The following is a 14,577-nucleotide window of genomic DNA, read 5'->3' on the forward strand; positions in this document are numbered from 1 at the left end:
CGTCTAGTCTGCCTTCCCTTCTCTCGTGAACAGCTCCAAACTCGCCTTTACCATGGATGGCACCCGCGCCGGGCGGCCGTCCTCCCGCAAGCAGACGATCCACACCTCAAGATCGGCCAGCCTGTCGCCATCGCGCCAGATTTCCTGCTGCATCTTTATCCTCGCCGCCGTCATCGCCTCGACCCGCACCTTAACAATGATCCGGTCATCGAGGCGCGCAGGTTGGCGATAATGAATCTGACAGCTTGATACGGCAAAAATGAGGCCGTTTTGTGCCCTAAAAGCTTGTTGTTCTATCCCTGCATGGCGCAGCATCTCGGTCCGCGCGCGCTCGGCGAAGCGCAGATAGTTCGCGTAATAGACGATGCCTCCGGCATCGGTATCCTCGTAATAGATGCGCAATGGCAGGCAATACCAATCGTCTTGCCTAAATCCAGCAGCTTCGGATTCGGAGGTCATAGACCCTCCCCATCTTCACTGGTGGCCGTCTCATCAGCGTCCAACAGATCGTATTGATCGCGCTCCAACGCCTTGGGCGGCGTCAACCCCAGGTATTCATAACCGCCCCGCGTCAGCATGCGGCCTCGCGGCGTTCGCTGTAGCAGACCCTGTTGAATCAAATAGGGTTCGATCACTTCCTCCAGCACGTCGCGCTGCTCGGAAAGGGCTGCGGCCAATGTTTCCACGCCCACTGGACCGCCGCTGTAAACATCGGCAATGCAGTGTAGGTAGCGCCGGTCCATGGCGTCCAAGCCGCGGGGGTCGACGCCCAGCCGCAACAGGGCCGCATCGGCAATCTTTCGGTCTATCCGTCCGTCACCGGCCACCGCCGCAAAATCTCGGACACGGCGGAGCAATCGCCCGGCAACGCGCGGTGTTCCCCGTGATCGCCGCGCAACTTCAAGCGCGCCCTCCTCATCCATTTCGATACCCAATACCCTGGTGCCGCGCTCGACGATCAGCCGTAGTTCCTCGGGTTGGTAGAAGTTGAGCCGCAGAGGAATGCCAAACCGTTCGCGCAAGGGCGTGGTGATCAAACCAGAGCGGGTTGTCGCCCCCACCAGTGTAAAGGGTGGCAGGTCGATCCGAACCGAGCGGGCCGCCGGACCTTCACCGATGATGAGATCCAGCACGAAATCCTCCATCGCCGGATAGAGAATTTCTTCCACCGCCGGATTGAGTCGATGAATCTCGTCGATAAAAAGCACATCATGCGGCTGCAGGTTCGTCAGAATGGCCGCCAGGTCACCCGCCCGCGCGACGACCGGCCCCGAGGTGGCGCGGAAGCCGACGCCCATTTCACGGGCGACGATCTGAGCAAGCGTCGTTTTGCCAAGTCCCGGAGGGCCGAACAGCAGCACGTGATCCAGCGCGTCACCACGTTTGCGGGCCGCCTCGATGAAAATCTGTAGGTTCTCGCGCAACTGCTTCTGACCGATGAAATCGGCCATGCGCAGAGGCCGCATCCCATTGTCGAGGGTGTCGTCCCCTTGCTCTTCGCGTGAAACCAACCGATCTTCGCTCATGCCGATAGATCCTTGAGACCGTCACGTATCAGGGATTCGACGCTGCTATCCTTGCCCTGGGCCTTCATCGCCTTAGCCACCGCCGTGAAAGCCTCCGCCCGGCGATACCCCAGGTTGACCAAGGCCGAAATCGCGTCCTCCGCTGCGCCGGAAAGCCCGCCCGCTGGCAAGGCTGCCGCAGAATCGCCGATTTGCGCTGCCGCACCCAACGCCATGTTGGTGACTTTGTCCTTCAACTCCAGGACAAGCCGCCCCGCCAGTTTCGGACCCACGCCGCTGGCCCGGGTGAGAGATGCCTTGTCCTGTGCCGCCACTGCTTGTGTCAACTGTTCGGGAGACAGCACCGAGAGGATCGAGAGCGCGTGCCGGGTGCCGACACCCTGCACGCCCAGCAGCAAGCGGAACCAGTCGCGTTCGGCGACATCAAGGAAACCGTAGAGATGGATATGGTCCTCTCTGACGTGGGTCTCGATCAACAAACTACGCAACTCGCCACGCGGCAAAGCGCCGGAGGTGCGCGCAGAAGCAAAGACCAGATAGCCGACGCCGTTCACATCAAGGATCACCGCATCGCCGTCGAAACCCTCAACCAAGCCCGTTAGCTTGCCAATCATCGGCGTCGCCTCCCGGCTAGGGCCATCTGCAGGGGATCTTCACCGCCGCGCGTCCACTTGCGATCGGTTTCACGGTTATGCGCATGGCAGATGGCCAACGCCAGCGCATCCGCTGAATCCGCATTCTTAATCTCGCAACCCGGCAGCAATCGCTGGACCATCATCTGCACCTGCTCCTTGGTGGCATGGCCCGTCCCCACGACCGACTTCTTGACGATCATCGGCAGGTACTCACCCACAAGCAGGCCCGCAAGAGCCGGCGTCAGGAGTGCGATCCCCCGTGCCATCCCAAGCTTCAAGGTCGAGGCCGGGTTCTTGTTGGCGAGCGACACCTCGACCGCCGCCTCGTCGGGTTCCTGCGCCGCGATCACCGCCTCGATTCCCCGGTGAAGCTGCACCAGGCGATCAGCGAGTTCGGCCTTATCATCCGAGGTGATCACACCATTGGCGACATGAACCAAGCGCGTGCCCTCGGCGTCTATGACGCCCCAGCCGGTACGGCGAAGGCCGGGATCCAATCCGAGGACGCGCATGTTGTCCTTCCGTCTTTCAAGGCGCGATTTGGCCGTCAGGCCGTCAGGCGCTGTATCACATCGTCTGCAATGTCGAAGTTGGCGGCGACGCTCTGCACATCATCGTTGTCGTCCAGAGCATCTAGGAGCTTGAACAGGGTTTGCGCCTGCTCTTCTTCGACGGGAATGGTGTTTGTCGGCTTCCAGGCCAAGCCACCTTCCTCCGGCTCTCCCAAAGACTCCGCCAACGCATCACGCACTTCGGCGAAGTCCTCCGGCGCACAGGTAATCTCATGGCCGCCGTCGCTGCTTTCGGCATTGAGCGCGCCCGCTTCCACGGCAGCCTCGAAGACACTCTCCGCATCGCCGGCGGCAAGCGGATAAATGATCTGCCCGACACGTTCAAAGTTGAAGGCGACGCTGCCAGTCTCACCCAAACTGCCGCCGTTCTTTGCGAAGATCGTCCGCACCTCGGACGCGGTGCGATTACGGTTGTCAGTCAGCGCTTCCACGATGACGGCAACGCCGCCGGGGCCGTAACCCTCGTAACGAATCTCCTCGTAGTTTGAATCGTCCGTACCGCCGACTGCCTTGGCAATAGCCCGATCGATGTTGTCTTTGGGCATGTTCTGCGCACGGGCGTTTTGGATCGCTAGGCGCAACCGGGGGTTCTTGTCGGCTTCCGGCAAACCGGACTTCGCCGCCACGAGAATTTCCTTCGCCAGCCGCGCAAATATTTTGGCGCGCTTTTTATCCTGCGCACCCTTGCGATGCATGATGTTCTTGAATTGTGAATGACCTGCCATGGTCCCCTTCGTCCCATCTGGCCGATGCCGACGCCAAGCGTTCAGAATCGGGATTCCATCAATATCATGCGGCTGTCGCTCGCCGCTTATACCATATTTCGTAGTTTGTCGTGCATTTCGACGCCTGGAATATCACGCTGAGAACAGGTTGTGAACAGATGACCTCCGGCGCAGCGCGCCTTCTATCAGCTTTTGGTTCTGCTCGAAAGCCCGTCACGGACCTACCATTCAACATGACCGGGACCATGAACTGGCTATGTTGCAGATCTAAACTGGCCTTGTCGTAGCTTTTCCGGTCAATCCAGCGGCGGTGTGGCCTGGAGCTTTCCGCCGCGGCGTATCGGCTGGGCGGAGATGGCGTGCCCGCTGCTGTCGTCGGTCTCGACGAACAGGCCGCATAGCGTGCCTTCGCCACTGGCAACCGATAAACGGTCTGTTGGCAGCTTGCGCCGGAACCGCTGCACCGGCACGCCCTTATCCATGCCGATGACGGAATCATAATCTCCACACATCCCCGCGTCGGTTTGGTAGGCCGTACCGCCGGGGAGGATCATCGTGTCCGCGGTGGGTACGTGAGTGTGGGTTCCGACACACAGCGAAACCTTGCCGTCAACGAAGTGACCCATGGCCATTTTTTCCGAAGTCGCTTCGGCGTGAAAGTCCAGCAGGATAGCGTTTGTCGTCGCGCCCAGGCGCACGCTGGAAAGCACCGCCTCCACCGAGGCAAATGGATCATCGAGAGGGTCCATGAACAGGCGGCCCATGACATTGATCACCAGCAACTTGCGCCCACGTCCTATCTCATAGTTCGCCACGCCACGCCCAGGCGTTCCTTGCGGGTAGTTATGGGGGCGCAGGAGCTTGGGCTGGTCCTGGATAAAGGCCAGCGCCTCGCGTTGGTCCCAGGAATGGTTCCCTCCGGTGATGATATCGACGCCGACTGCATAAAGTTCGTTGCAGATCTTTTCGGTAATTCCAAATCCAGCCGCCGCGTTCTCGCCGTTGGCAATCACGACATCGGTTTTGAGTTCACGGCGAAGATCGGGGAGGTGTTTGGCAACGGCGTCCCGGCCGGGACGTCCGACAATATCTCCCAGGAAAAGAATTCTCATGTTCGTCCGACTTTCTTCATGTCGATAGAGATGACTTCCTGCTCGGTCACGATGACGTCCAGCTTCTGGTCATATCGGTCGCGCGGGACCTCCGCAACCTCCTGGGCAGCAAAGGCAACACCCACCGCAAGGCGCGGGCCGATGCGCCTGAGGCGTTCAAGCGTGCGGTCATAAAACCCGCCGCCGTATCCCAGGCGGTAGCCCTGCCGGTCGAAGGCCAGCAGTGGAACAAAAAGCACCCGAGGTTCGATCTCCGGCTGATTGGGATCGGGTATGCTGGTGCCGAAACCTCCGGAGACCAGGTTGTCTCCCGTTTGCCAGCGACGGAAGATGAGGGGTGCCGACTTGTGTGCCACAACCGGCAGCCCGACGGGATGACCCTTTCCGTTCAGTTGCTCCAGTAAGGGCCGAATATCTATCTCGCTCCCCATGGGCCAAAACCCGGAAATCGGCGCCTCGATTGGCAAAGGGATATCACGCGCTATGCGCTCCGCGACATATCGTCCAGCCTCTGGCGCATTGGCCGCGGCTTCCTTGCGACGTTGGAAAAGTTCACGGCGAAGGAGCGCCTTTTCGTCATCCAATGCGTGGCCCATCGCCGTTTCCTCGTCGCCCGATCACAATTCGGTGGAAAGGTTTTTCGCTTCGTGAAGTCCAATCCGCCCTGGCAGCAGTCCTGGTCGGATAGACACTGGAAATTGAAAGCGGGTGCCACGTCGGCCGTCGGCTTGCATCATCCTCTGTGGCCTGCCTAAGCAGGTGGGCGCCATATACCGGAACCACGGCTCCGGCAGGGACAGCTCCCTAGAGTTTCGATATTGGCCCCAGGGATCGAATGGCCTAACGCACCACGCAGCACGCCGCTTCCATGGGCATAGTTAGGCTTGTACGAGCCTTTCGGCAATAGTTTCCAGTCGTTCGGCATAAGAATCGAGCTGAACAACCATTTCCGAGAGTCTCTTTTCCTCGGCCGCGATGGCGTTTTCGCGCTCGTTCAACTTTTCCTCGTTCACCGTTGTGCCGTTCGCAGTGCCATTACCACCACCTCCGGCACTCAATTCCTTCATCTCGTCGGCCAGGATCAAGCTTGTCATCAAAAGCAATCGCGCCTCGCCCACCTGCCCGACCGCTTCGGCCATCGCCCGCACCCTGGCATCGATCTCACGGGACAGGCTGCGGATGCGCTCTTCCTCACCGTCGCCACAGGCCACTTCGTAATTACGGCCGTTGACCGTCAAGGTTACCTGAGCCATCGCCTTCAGTTCTCCAGGATTGTGCGCAAGCGCTGAATGGTGTCGTCGAGGCGATCCACGATCCCCTCCATACTCTCGCGTAAAGCCTCCGATTCGGCATCGCTTGCACTGACGGCCGCGGGCACCGCTCCAGCCTCAGCCACGAGCCGACTCACCGACCCTCCCGCCGACCCGGCGGAACCGATGATCTCTTCAAGCCGACCGATAACGCCATCAAGGCGATTTAACTTGTCGTTCAACTGTGACATGGCGCGTGAGGAACTTCCCCTAACTATAGGCTTTGAACACCAAAAGCCGCACACAGGATAGTTTGTGTTGAGCCAATTGGTCAACCAATCGCAACAAGGAGCAACATATAGGGACAAGTTGCCGGTTGACGCTTGGCCATGGCATCGGCATCTTCCCCCCTATTCGCGAAGGCAGTAGGACCACTGGGCGTTGGCGGGCTTGGGCCCACGCTTGTCGGCTTGCCCACACGATTGACGGCCCCACGAACAACGGACTTATAGCCAAATGGTTTCCCAAAAGGTGTCCCACCAGGACATGGCAAACGCCATAAGATTTCTCTCCATGGATGCCGTCCAACGCGCCAATTCCGGCCACCCCGGAATGCCCATGGGTATGGCCGATGTCGCGACCGTTCTTTTTAGGCAATTTCTTAAGTACGACTCGCAACGCCCTGATTGGCCAGATAGAGATCGCTTCGTGCTATCGGCTGGTCACGGGTCGATGTTGCTTTACAGCCTGCTCCACCTGACCGGATACAAGGATATGACGCTGGAGGACTTGAAAAACTTCCGCCAGCTAGGAAGCCGGACTGCGGGCCATCCGGAGTATGGCCATGCGGCCGGTATCGAAACCACCACCGGGCCACTTGGTCAGGGGTTGGGGAACGCTGTCGGCATGGCCATGGCCGAGCGCCTATTGGCGAGTCGATTCGGCGCGGACCTGGTAGATCATTATACCTACTGCTTGGTCGGCGACGGCTGCCTGATGGAGGGCATCAGTCACGAAGCCATCGCACTGGCCGGGCATCTAAAGCTCAACAAGCTGATCGTCCTCTTCGACGACAATGGCATTTCAATCGACGGCCCGGTCACGCTGACTGATACGGTGGACCAACCGAAGCGGTTCGAGGCGGCAGGCTGGAACACTCTTTCGGTAGACGGCCACGACCCCAAAGCGGTTGCTCAGGCCATCGAACAGGCAAAGGGCAGCGACCTGCCGACGATGATTGCCTGCCGCACCACCATCGGTTTCGGCGCCCCGACCAAAGCAGGCTCGGAGAAAACCCACGGTGCGCCGCTCGGTGACGAGGAAATTGCCGGTGCGCGGGAAAAACTGGGCTGGCCGCACGAGCCCTTTGTAATTCCCGCGGATGTGCTTGACGCCTGGCGCGCCGCTGGTGCACGCGGCGCAGCCGAAGCAACGGCCTGGGACGCGCGGCTGGCGGCCCGCGATCCGGAGCAACGCAAGCGCTTCTCCGACCAGATGGCCGGCAAGCTACCCGAAGGCTGGACGGCTGCACTGGAAAAATTCAAGGAGGAGGTCGTCGCCAACAAGCCCAAAGCGGCCACGCGCGTTTCTTCACAACAGGTGCTCGACTGCATTGCCGATGCCCTGCCGGGTCTCGTCGGCGGGTCCGCCGACTTGACGGGATCGAACAACACCCGCGCCAAAAGCCAGCAACCCGTGACCGCCGAAGACTTCTCTGGTGGCTATATTCATTACGGCGTGCGCGAACATGGTATGGCGGCCGCAATGAATGGCTTGGCGCTGCATGGCGGCATTATCCCCTATGGCGGCACTTTCCTGGTCTTTACCGATTATTGCCGACCGTCCATTCGTCTCTCGGCCTTGATGAAGCAACGCGTCGTCTATGTCATGACCCACGATTCGATCGGCCTTGGCGAAGACGGCCCGACCCATCAGCCGGTCGAGCACCTTGCAAGCCTGCGGGCCATTCCCAATCTCTTGGTGATGCGGCCGTGTGACGCGATTGAAACGGCTGAATGTTGGCAGCTTGCGCTGGAGCAACAGGATCGGCCGTCGGTGCTGGCGCTGACACGCCAGGGCCTGCCGACCCTTCGCGTCGATTCCGGCGAGAATTACTGCGCCCACGGCGCCTATATTCTTCAAACGGCGGAAGATGGGCAGCGCGCGGTCACGCTCATCGCGTCTGGCTCAGAGGTCGCGATCGCCTGCGAGGCGCGGGGGAAACTTCAGGAAATGGGTATTTCCGCAGCCGTCGTGTCCATGCCCTGCTGGGAACTGTTCCTGGAGCAACCCGCGCACTACCGCGACGAGGTACTGGGGCCGGGAACACTTCACATCGCCCTGGAAGCGGCTTCCGGTTTCGGTTGGAACCGCTGGATAGGATTGGAAGGCAGTTTCGTCGGCATGACCGGTTTTGGCGCTTCGGCACCTGCCGATGCCCTCTACAAGGAGTTCAGGATCACCGCTGATGAGGTGGTGCGTCGAGTAAAAGCCGCACTCTGATGTAGCAGACTGTGCGCGTAGCGAAGGAGAGAAAGCAGAAAATGGCACTTCGGGTAGGTATCAACGGTTTCGGGCGCATTGGCCGTCTGGTGATGCGCGCCGCCATGGAATCCAAGCGCAACGATATCGAGTTCGTTGCCATCAACGACCTCGGTTCCGCCAAGGACAACGCCCACTTACTGGCCTTCGACAGCGTGCACGGCCGTTATCCCGGAACCGTTTCCTCGACCGACCAAAGCATCACGGTCGATGGTCACGAAGTCAAAGTGCTGTCCGAGCGCGATCCCGCCAGCTTGCCGTGGGGCGACCTCGGCGTTGATATCGTGCTGGAGTGCACGGGCATTTTCGCAAGCAAGGAAAAAGCCAGCGCCCACCTGAAGGGCGGCGCAAAGAAGGTTCTGGTTTCCGCTCCGGCCACCGAAGCAGATCTCACCGTCGTTTACGGTGTTAACCACCAGAAGCTGGAGCGCGGGCATACTGTCGTCTCCAACGCTTCTTGCACCACAAACTGCCTTGTGCCGGTCGCTCACGTCCTTAACCAGACCGTGGGCATCAAGCACGGTTTCATGACGACCGTTCACTCCTATACCGGCGATCAGCAGACCGTCGACACCTTGCATAAGGACCCGGCCCGCGCCCGCGCGGCGGCGGTCTCCATGATTCCGACCTCGACCGGCGCTGCCCGCGCGGTCGGCCTGGTTCTGCCTGAGCTGAAAGGCAAGCTAGACGGTACGTCAATCCGCGTCCCGACGCCCAATGTCAGCCTGATCGACCTCACCTTCGAAGCCAATCGGGGTACCAGCGTCGAGGAGATCAATGAGGCGATCGCCGCAGCGGCGGCCGGCCCGCTCAAGGGCGTGTTGGAAACCAACAATCTGCCGCTGGTTTCCGTCGACTTCAATCACAACAAGGCGAGTTCGACCGTCGATCTGCATGAAACACAGGTTTTGGATAAGACCTTCGTGCGTGTCATGTCCTGGTACGACAACGAATGGGGCTTCTCCAACCGCATGAGCGATACCGCGGTGGTGATGGGCGGCTTGCTCTAGAGCAGCCCGGGCTTTGTGGGAGATGGGTCGATGACCGGCGGGAAAGCGATGGGTAGGAAAGCCAACCCAATTAATCTCAAGGCCATCGATCACATCGTCCTTCGGGTTAGCGACCTGGATCGCATGATTGGGTTCTACCAGGACGTTCTCGGTTGCCGCCTTGAGCGTCAGCAGACTGCTATTGGACTTTATCAGCTGCGCGCCGGAGAATGCTTGATCGATCTGGTTGAGGTCGACGGCGAGTTGGGTCGCCCAGGTGGCGCCGCACCGGGGGATGAGGGGCGCAATCTGGACCACGTATGCTTGCAGGTCGTTCCCTTTGACGCGGACGCTATCTTGACCCACCTTCGCAGCTTGGGTGTCGAACCGAGCGAGATTGCCAAACGATACGGCGCACTCGGCTACGGCCCCTCGATCTACATCCAGGACCCCGAAGGCAACACAGTCGAACTCAAGGGACCACCGTCACCTCCAAGCAATTAGCGTTTGAAGGTACGTAGCAACGGACCAGTATACGAAGATGCGGGAGATTAGCTGCTACCAGGATGGAGAGGCGCTGCTAAGGAGTCTGCAAGCGGAAGGGTCCTCGGTTGCCAGGGTCCGCTCCCTACCGGGCGCCGCGGGTCAGATTGGGCCTTTGGTGTGGCTCAAGCTCCTGGAGCAGTTGCGCACGGCGTTTCCGCAGATTGAAGTCGATGCCTGGCTCGATTGTGCGGACGATGCAGGCTACGTTCTTGCGGCGCTGAACGAGGGCTGTAAAGCGATCTGCTTTTCGGGGCCGGAGGAAGTTTTGCACAAACTGCAGGAGATTGCGGCCCAGCTTGGCGCGCGTGTCCTGCAAAGATCAGATTTGGAAACGGATTTCTCTGGCCGTTGAATTCGGTCTGAGGCTCAGCTATTGAAAGCGCGGAAACTGGACCGCCGCCTGCACATAACCAAGGAGGGAAACCATGCGCGTTACACAGCGTGTCAAACGTATTCTAGCCAGCTACGAGGGTGAAAACCCGGGCACCAAGGGAAATCTCGCGCGTATCCTCATGAACGGCAAGCTCGGTGGCACTGGCCGCTTGGTTATTCTGCCGGTCGACCAAGGCTTTGAGCACGGGCCCGCGCGCAGTTTCGCGCCCAATCCGGCGGCCTATGATCCCACCTATCATTATCAGTTGGCGGTTGACGCCGGGCTGAACGCCTATGCAGCGCCACTAGGTATGCTTGAAGCAGGTGCAGACAGCTTTGCCGGGGCAATCCCGACCATTCTGAAGATGAACAGCTCGAACTCCTGGGCAGTTTCCAAAGACCAGGCCATCACCGCCTCGGTCAGCGATGCCCTGCGCCTCGGCTGCTCGGCCATCGGCTTCACCATCTATCCTGCGTCCGACTACCAGTTCGAGATGATGGAAGAGATTCGCGAACTCAGCGAGGAAGCCAAGTCCTGCGGCCTTGCCGTCGTCATTTGGTCCTACCCACGCGGCGGGGACCTTTCCAAGGCTGGCGAGACGGCGGTTGACGTGACCGCATACGCGGCACATATGGCCGCCCTACTTGGCGCCACCATCATCAAGGTCAAGCCGCCAACGGACCATATCGAGCAAGCCGAAGCCAAGAAGGTTTACGAGCAGCAGAAGATCGACGTATCGACCCTATCGAAACGCATTGAGCATGTCATGCAATCTGCCTTTAACGGTCGCCGCGTGGTGGTCTTCTCCGGCGGCGCCGCTAAGGATACCGCGGGTCTTCTGGACGAAATCCGTTCGCTGCGCGACGGTGGGGCGAATGGGTCGATCATTGGACGCAACACATTCCAGCGGCCCCGCAGCGAGGCGCTTGCCCTGCTCGATTCGGTGATCAAGATCTATCAGGGCAAACTGTAGGATAGGAGACCGCACCGGTGAGTAGCCGCCTTTATCTCGCCACGCCTCTGGCGTTGGTCGAGGGGACCCTGTCGGCGGCCGACTTCCTGCCGCAACTGGAGGCGGCGCTCGCGGGCGGCGACATTGCGGCAGTGCTTTTGCGTTGTGACAGCCCCAAGGCTACCAAGCCGCTTGTCAGCGATCTGATCGCGCTGTTTTGCCCTCTGGTTCAAAAGCACGATGGCGCGTTCCTGGTGGAGGGCTTCCTGGAGGAAGCACAGGCGGCGGGTTGCGACGGCGTGCAGGTTTCCGGCGACGGAAAGGCCGTTCAAAAGGCTCGCGATTTTTTGGATGATGGCGCAATCGTAGGAGCGGCATGTGGCGGCTCTCGCCATGACGCCATGGTTGCTGGCGAAAGTGGCGCCGATTATGTGGTGTTCGGCGATCTTTCCGCGGATGGTCAGACCGCCGAGGCAGAAACCCTTGCCTGGTGGCAGGAAACAATGCTTCTGCCGAGTGTCGCCGCTGGAGCGCACAACCTGCAGGATGCCGAACGGCTGGCACAAGCTGGTGCGGATTTCATCCTACTGGGAGAAGTGGTCTGGGACGATCCCGATGGCCCGGCTTCCGTGGTTGCCTGGTTTGAGCGACAACTCGGCGAATAGCGGAGAATGCTCCCGAACTCGATACACTGGCTTGATCCACTGGCTTGATCATTGCCCCTGACCGCAAGGCGGATTGCGGGCGCGTGGACCTTCTGGTAGCTTCCGCGCGCTTTTACATTTCTAAGACTGTTTGAACCCGGAAGGTACACGGATGAAAATCGACGGCAATGAAATCCGTCCTGGTAATGTTATCGAGCATAACGGACGCATCTGGCGCGCGGTGAAGGTGCAGCATGTGAAGCCCGGCAAAGGCGGCGCCTATGCACAGGTCGAGTTGAAGGATCTGCGCGACGGAACCAAGCTCAACGAGAGATTTCGTTCGGCTGAGTCGGTCGAGCGCGTGCGCCTTGACCAAAAGGATTATCAGTTTCTCTTCGCCGACGGCGATCACCTGACCTTCATGGACCAGGAAACCTACGAACAGATATCGATCAATGCGGAACTGGTGGGCGACCCTCTGCCTTTCCTCAGCGAGGGTATGGTGGTTGCCATCGAAAGCTATGAGGACGATCCGATTAGTGTCACCCTGCCGGAAACGGTGGTGCATGAAATCGTAGAAGCGGACGCGGTGGTCAAAGGTCAGACTGCCTCTTCCTCCTACAAGCCCGCAGTGCTCGACAACGGCGTCAGGATCATGGTGCCGCCACATATCGGCGTAGGCACGCGAGTCGTGGTCAACACGATCGATGCCGCCTATGTGGAACGCGCCAAGGATTGATGGCGAAAGACGCCTGGTAGGCACCAACCACTGCGCTGATTGGCAGCGGTATCCTGGCAATAGCGACAAGAAAGCAATTTACCTATGCGCTCTCCTCTCATCAACGTCATGGTCAAGGCAGCCACAAAGGCCGCCCGTCGCTTGCGACGTGATTTCGGCGAAGTGGAAAACCTTCAGGTCTCGCGTAAGGGACCAGCCGATTTCGTTTCGCAGTCGGACCTGAAAGCGGAAGAGATCATCCGCCAGGAACTCAGTGTTGCACGACCCGAGTTCGCTTTTTTGATGGAGGAATCCGCGGGCGGCGTCACCAAGCCCGGCGACGAGCCAACCTGGGTCGTGGACCCCTTGGACGGTACGGCCAACTTCCTGCATGGTTTGCCGCATTTCGCAGTATCTCTGGCGCTGGTCGAGCGCGGCGAGGTCACTGCCGGCGTCGTTTATGACCCGATCAAAGAAGAACTTTTCGTCGCCGAGCGTGGTAAGGGCGCCTACCTCAATGACCGCCGCCTACGCGTGTCCGGGCGCAAGCGTCTCGACGAATCCCTTGTGGCGACCGGCATCCCCTTCAAGGGCGTTCGCGACCACGGCCTCTTCCTGGCCGAGCTTGAAGCCGTTATGGCCGAAACCGCGGGCGTCAGGCGTTGGGGAGTGGCATCGCTCGATCTCGCCTATGTGGCCGCCGGACGTTATGACGGCTATTGGGAACGCGACCTGGCGGCCTGGGATTGGGCCGCCGGTGTGCTGATCGTCAGGGAAGCGGGCGGCTATGTATCGCAGATGGACGGCCGCACCTTTGCCTTGGACGGTCCCAGCATCCTCGCGGCAAACCCGCATCTGCACCGCGACCTACAGAAGCTGATCGGACGGAAGAAGAGCCGCGCTTAACGGTTGTTCGGCGCGATCTGTCGCCGTAGTCTTTCCCGGCAGTATGAATTGGGGGACGACGGACCGGCATGGCGAGAAGCAAGACCACAGCGACCACCCTAGTTTCGGCATCCTGTTCCAGGCCCGCCGCCGCAACGCCGGCATTTGCGTTGCTTTTTGCATTCCTGGTTCTCATGACAACGGACCTCGCGGCGCAGACGGCAACCTTGAAGCCGCCACCTGCCGAACCGCCGCGCAGTCATCTTACCGTACCTATGCCAGCACCAGTCGCGGAGCCTGCGCCCGCGAATGAGCCTGCCGCGAGCCCAGTGGCTGAGTCCGTGACGGCGCCAGTGACGGTACCGGCCGTTGAGCCCACACCTGTCGCTGAACCGGCGCCAAATGTCGCGCCGCCCGCAGAGCCAGAGTTCCAAACCATCGCCGAGCCGACGGTCGAGCCGAAAACTGAGCCCGCCGTGGAAAGCGCCGTGGAACCCGTTGCCGAGCCTGTGATTGAGACCGCAGCGGAGGCCGAACCAACGGTTCAACCCGAGCCAGCGGTTGAGCCCGAGCCTGTGGTTGAACCCGAGACCGCAGCTGAAGCCCAGCCTGTCACCGAACCTGGAACTGCCGCAGCCGAGGAGCCCCTGCCAGAACCCGTCCCCGAATCAATTGCCGAGCCCGTTGCCGAGCCCGTTGTCGAGCCCATTGCACAGTCGTCCCCGGCATCAGAACCCTCGGTGATCTTTGCAGAGGGGTCATCCGAGTTGGACGATGCGGGCCAAGCTCTGTTGGCCCAGGTTGCCGATCGCATGAACGCCGACCCTTCGCTTCGAATTCAGGTTCTTGCCTATGCTTCCTCCGAGGGCGGCGAAGACGACAACCGCGCAAGGCGTTTGTCCTTGGCGCGTGGATTGACGGTCCGTTCGTTTCTGGTGGCGCAAGGCATACGTTCAACACGTATGGAGATACGTCCGCTCGGCGCAAACCTCGAGTCGGGTCCCGTAGACCGTGTAGACATAGTTCCGGTGACGAATTGAATGGCGTGTAGCATTGAACAAGTCGCCGGACTTAAGGGGACAAGTGCAAGTTGCCACGATTTCGCCCTA

19 protein-coding genes and 1 other RNA gene are annotated in these 14,577 nt (G+C 60.2%); 10 read left to right on the forward strand and 10 right to left on the reverse strand.

The window, feature by feature from the left end:
- Positions 1-3 precede the first annotated feature (3 nt).
- The 5 genes from ybgC to ABIE63_RS02370 are packed head-to-tail and all read right to left on the reverse strand — an operon-like array spanning position 4 to position 3,458.
- Positions 4-459 carry a tol-pal system-associated acyl-CoA thioesterase gene (gene ybgC, locus ABIE63_RS02350; protein ID WP_354502476.1) on the reverse strand — a complete coding sequence of 152 codons (456 nt, stop codon included), beginning with the start codon at positions 457-459 and terminating at the stop codon, positions 4-6.
- The gene (gene ruvB / locus ABIE63_RS02355; protein WP_354502478.1) at positions 456-1,526 is read right to left on the reverse strand and encodes a Holliday junction branch migration DNA helicase RuvB; all 1,071 of its coding nucleotides are present in this window, start codon (positions 1,524-1,526) and stop codon (positions 456-458) included. The genes ybgC and ruvB overlap by 4 nt, the downstream gene beginning before the upstream one ends.
- Entirely contained in the window at positions 1,523-2,140 is a 618-nt protein-coding gene (gene ruvA / locus ABIE63_RS02360) for a Holliday junction branch migration protein RuvA (RefSeq protein ID WP_183415593.1), read from the reverse strand. Before ruvA ends, ruvB begins: the two co-directional genes overlap by 4 nt.
- Positions 2,137-2,673: a crossover junction endodeoxyribonuclease RuvC gene (gene ruvC / locus ABIE63_RS02365; RefSeq protein ID WP_354502480.1), complete on the reverse strand. Its 537-nt coding sequence runs from the start codon at positions 2,671-2,673 to the stop codon at positions 2,137-2,139. Before ruvC ends, ruvA begins: the two co-directional genes overlap by 4 nt.
- 35 nt (positions 2,674-2,708) lie before the next feature.
- Positions 2,709-3,458, reverse strand: coding sequence for a YebC/PmpR family DNA-binding transcriptional regulator (locus tag ABIE63_RS02370; RefSeq protein WP_183415595.1), 750 nt, complete (start codon positions 3,456-3,458; stop codon positions 2,709-2,711).
- Between ABIE63_RS02370 and ABIE63_RS02375 the strand changes: the two genes are divergently transcribed.
- Positions 3,447-3,599, forward strand: a complete 153-nt coding sequence (locus ABIE63_RS02375) for an EspF repeat-containing protein (RefSeq protein WP_183415596.1) — start codon at positions 3,447-3,449, stop codon at positions 3,597-3,599. The two genes, ABIE63_RS02370 and ABIE63_RS02375, sit on opposite strands and share 12 nt — an antisense overlap.
- A gap of 155 nt (positions 3,600-3,754) precedes the next feature.
- Here the strand turns inward: ABIE63_RS02375 and ABIE63_RS02380 are convergent, their stop codons facing one another.
- The 5 genes from ABIE63_RS02380 to ABIE63_RS02400 form a co-directional block, all read right to left on the reverse strand.
- Positions 3,755-4,570: a TIGR00282 family metallophosphoesterase gene (locus ABIE63_RS02380; RefSeq protein WP_354502483.1), complete on the reverse strand. Its 816-nt coding sequence runs from the start codon at positions 4,568-4,570 to the stop codon at positions 3,755-3,757.
- A complete protein-coding gene (locus tag ABIE63_RS02385; RefSeq protein WP_354502485.1) occupies positions 4,567-5,166 on the reverse strand; it encodes a 5-formyltetrahydrofolate cyclo-ligase in 600 nt (199 codons plus the stop codon). The genes ABIE63_RS02380 and ABIE63_RS02385 overlap by 4 nt, the downstream gene beginning before the upstream one ends.
- Before the next feature lie 108 nt (positions 5,167-5,274).
- Positions 5,275-5,432: non-coding RNA, 6S RNA (gene ssrS / locus ABIE63_RS02390), on the reverse strand.
- Between the two features lie 16 nt (positions 5,433-5,448).
- Complete coding sequence (locus tag ABIE63_RS02395) at positions 5,449-5,823, reverse strand: cell division protein ZapA (protein WP_354502487.1); 375 nt, start codon at positions 5,821-5,823, stop codon at positions 5,449-5,451.
- A 5-nt stretch (positions 5,824-5,828) separates the two neighbouring features.
- On the reverse strand, positions 5,829-6,071 hold the full coding sequence (locus ABIE63_RS02400; protein WP_183415600.1) for a hypothetical protein: 243 nt from the start codon (positions 6,069-6,071) through the stop codon (positions 5,829-5,831).
- A gap of 295 nt (positions 6,072-6,366) precedes the next feature.
- On the opposite strand from ABIE63_RS02400, the gene tkt reads away from it, so the two are divergent.
- The 9 genes from tkt (at position 6,367) to ABIE63_RS02445 (ending at position 14,508) form a co-directional block, all read left to right on the forward strand.
- Positions 6,367-8,322 (forward strand): transketolase, encoded by a 1,956-nt coding sequence (tkt, locus tag ABIE63_RS02405; protein WP_354502489.1) that lies wholly within the window; start codon positions 6,367-6,369, stop codon positions 8,320-8,322.
- 41 nt (positions 8,323-8,363) lie between these two features.
- The gene (gap, locus tag ABIE63_RS02410) at positions 8,364-9,371 is read left to right on the forward strand and encodes a type I glyceraldehyde-3-phosphate dehydrogenase (protein ID WP_183415602.1); all 1,008 of its coding nucleotides are present in this window, start codon (positions 8,364-8,366) and stop codon (positions 9,369-9,371) included.
- A 30-nt stretch (positions 9,372-9,401) separates the two neighbouring features.
- Complete coding sequence (locus tag ABIE63_RS02415; RefSeq protein WP_354502492.1) at positions 9,402-9,854, forward strand: VOC family protein; 453 nt, start codon at positions 9,402-9,404, stop codon at positions 9,852-9,854.
- Between the two features lie 37 nt (positions 9,855-9,891).
- Positions 9,892-10,248 carry a hypothetical protein gene (locus ABIE63_RS02420; RefSeq protein ID WP_354502494.1) on the forward strand — a complete coding sequence of 119 codons (357 nt, stop codon included), beginning with the start codon at positions 9,892-9,894 and terminating at the stop codon, positions 10,246-10,248.
- A 73-nt stretch (positions 10,249-10,321) separates the two neighbouring features.
- Complete coding sequence (locus ABIE63_RS02425; RefSeq protein WP_354502496.1) at positions 10,322-11,242, forward strand: class I fructose-bisphosphate aldolase; 921 nt, start codon at positions 10,322-10,324, stop codon at positions 11,240-11,242.
- A gap of 17 nt (positions 11,243-11,259) precedes the next feature.
- A complete protein-coding gene (locus tag ABIE63_RS02430) occupies positions 11,260-11,886 on the forward strand; it encodes a thiamine phosphate synthase (RefSeq protein ID WP_354502498.1) in 627 nt (208 codons plus the stop codon).
- 151 nt (positions 11,887-12,037) lie between these two features.
- Complete coding sequence (gene efp / locus ABIE63_RS02435) at positions 12,038-12,604, forward strand: elongation factor P (protein ID WP_183415606.1); 567 nt, start codon at positions 12,038-12,040, stop codon at positions 12,602-12,604.
- 84 nt (positions 12,605-12,688) lie between these two features.
- Complete coding sequence (locus ABIE63_RS02440; protein WP_183415607.1) at positions 12,689-13,489, forward strand: inositol monophosphatase family protein; 801 nt, start codon at positions 12,689-12,691, stop codon at positions 13,487-13,489.
- Between the two features lie 68 nt (positions 13,490-13,557).
- Positions 13,558-14,508, forward strand: a complete 951-nt coding sequence (locus ABIE63_RS02445) for an OmpA family protein (protein WP_354502501.1) — start codon at positions 13,558-13,560, stop codon at positions 14,506-14,508.
- Positions 14,509-14,577 lie beyond the last annotated feature (69 nt).

Source organism: Limibacillus sp. MBR-115 (assembly GCF_040549425.1).
Classification (GTDB): Bacteria; Pseudomonadota; Alphaproteobacteria; order Kiloniellales; family CECT-8803; genus Limibacillus; species Limibacillus halophilus.

What these genes read in the sequence shown, in the direction of transcription:
- ybgC (WP_354502476.1), bottom strand. Translation starts at nt 459, where the DNA reads ATGACCTCCGAATCCGAAGCTGCTGGATTTAGGCAAGACGATTGGTAT.
- ruvB (WP_354502478.1), bottom strand. Translation starts at nt 1,526, where the DNA reads ATGAGCGAAGATCGGTTGGTTTCACGCGAAGAGCAAGGGGACGACACC.
- ruvA (WP_183415593.1), bottom strand. Translation starts at nt 2,140, where the DNA reads ATGATTGGCAAGCTAACGGGCTTGGTTGAGGGTTTCGACGGCGATGCG.
- ruvC (WP_354502480.1), bottom strand. Translation starts at nt 2,673, where the DNA reads ATGCGCGTCCTCGGATTGGATCCCGGCCTTCGCCGTACCGGCTGGGGC.
- ABIE63_RS02375 (WP_183415596.1), top strand. Translation starts at nt 3,447, where the DNA reads ATGACCTGCCATGGTCCCCTTCGTCCCATCTGGCCGATGCCGACGCCA.
- ABIE63_RS02370 (WP_183415595.1), bottom strand. Translation starts at nt 3,458, where the DNA reads ATGGCAGGTCATTCACAATTCAAGAACATCATGCATCGCAAGGGTGCG.
- ABIE63_RS02380 (WP_354502483.1), bottom strand. Translation starts at nt 4,570, where the DNA reads ATGAGAATTCTTTTCCTGGGAGATATTGTCGGACGTCCCGGCCGGGAC.
- ABIE63_RS02385 (WP_354502485.1), bottom strand. Translation starts at nt 5,166, where the DNA reads ATGGGCCACGCATTGGATGACGAAAAGGCGCTCCTTCGCCGTGAACTT.
- ABIE63_RS02395 (WP_354502487.1), bottom strand. Translation starts at nt 5,823, where the DNA reads ATGGCTCAGGTAACCTTGACGGTCAACGGCCGTAATTACGAAGTGGCC.
- ABIE63_RS02400 (WP_183415600.1), bottom strand. Translation starts at nt 6,071, where the DNA reads ATGTCACAGTTGAACGACAAGTTAAATCGCCTTGATGGCGTTATCGGT.
- tkt (WP_354502489.1), top strand. Translation starts at nt 6,367, where the DNA reads ATGGCAAACGCCATAAGATTTCTCTCCATGGATGCCGTCCAACGCGCC.
- gap (WP_183415602.1), top strand. Translation starts at nt 8,364, where the DNA reads ATGGCACTTCGGGTAGGTATCAACGGTTTCGGGCGCATTGGCCGTCTG.
- ABIE63_RS02415 (WP_354502492.1), top strand. Translation starts at nt 9,402, where the DNA reads ATGACCGGCGGGAAAGCGATGGGTAGGAAAGCCAACCCAATTAATCTC.
- ABIE63_RS02420 (WP_354502494.1), top strand. Translation starts at nt 9,892, where the DNA reads ATGCGGGAGATTAGCTGCTACCAGGATGGAGAGGCGCTGCTAAGGAGT.
- ABIE63_RS02425 (WP_354502496.1), top strand. Translation starts at nt 10,322, where the DNA reads ATGCGCGTTACACAGCGTGTCAAACGTATTCTAGCCAGCTACGAGGGT.
- efp (WP_183415606.1), top strand. Translation starts at nt 12,038, where the DNA reads ATGAAAATCGACGGCAATGAAATCCGTCCTGGTAATGTTATCGAGCAT.
- ABIE63_RS02440 (WP_183415607.1), top strand. Translation starts at nt 12,689, where the DNA reads ATGCGCTCTCCTCTCATCAACGTCATGGTCAAGGCAGCCACAAAGGCC.
- ABIE63_RS02445 (WP_354502501.1), top strand. Translation starts at nt 13,558, where the DNA reads ATGGCGAGAAGCAAGACCACAGCGACCACCCTAGTTTCGGCATCCTGT.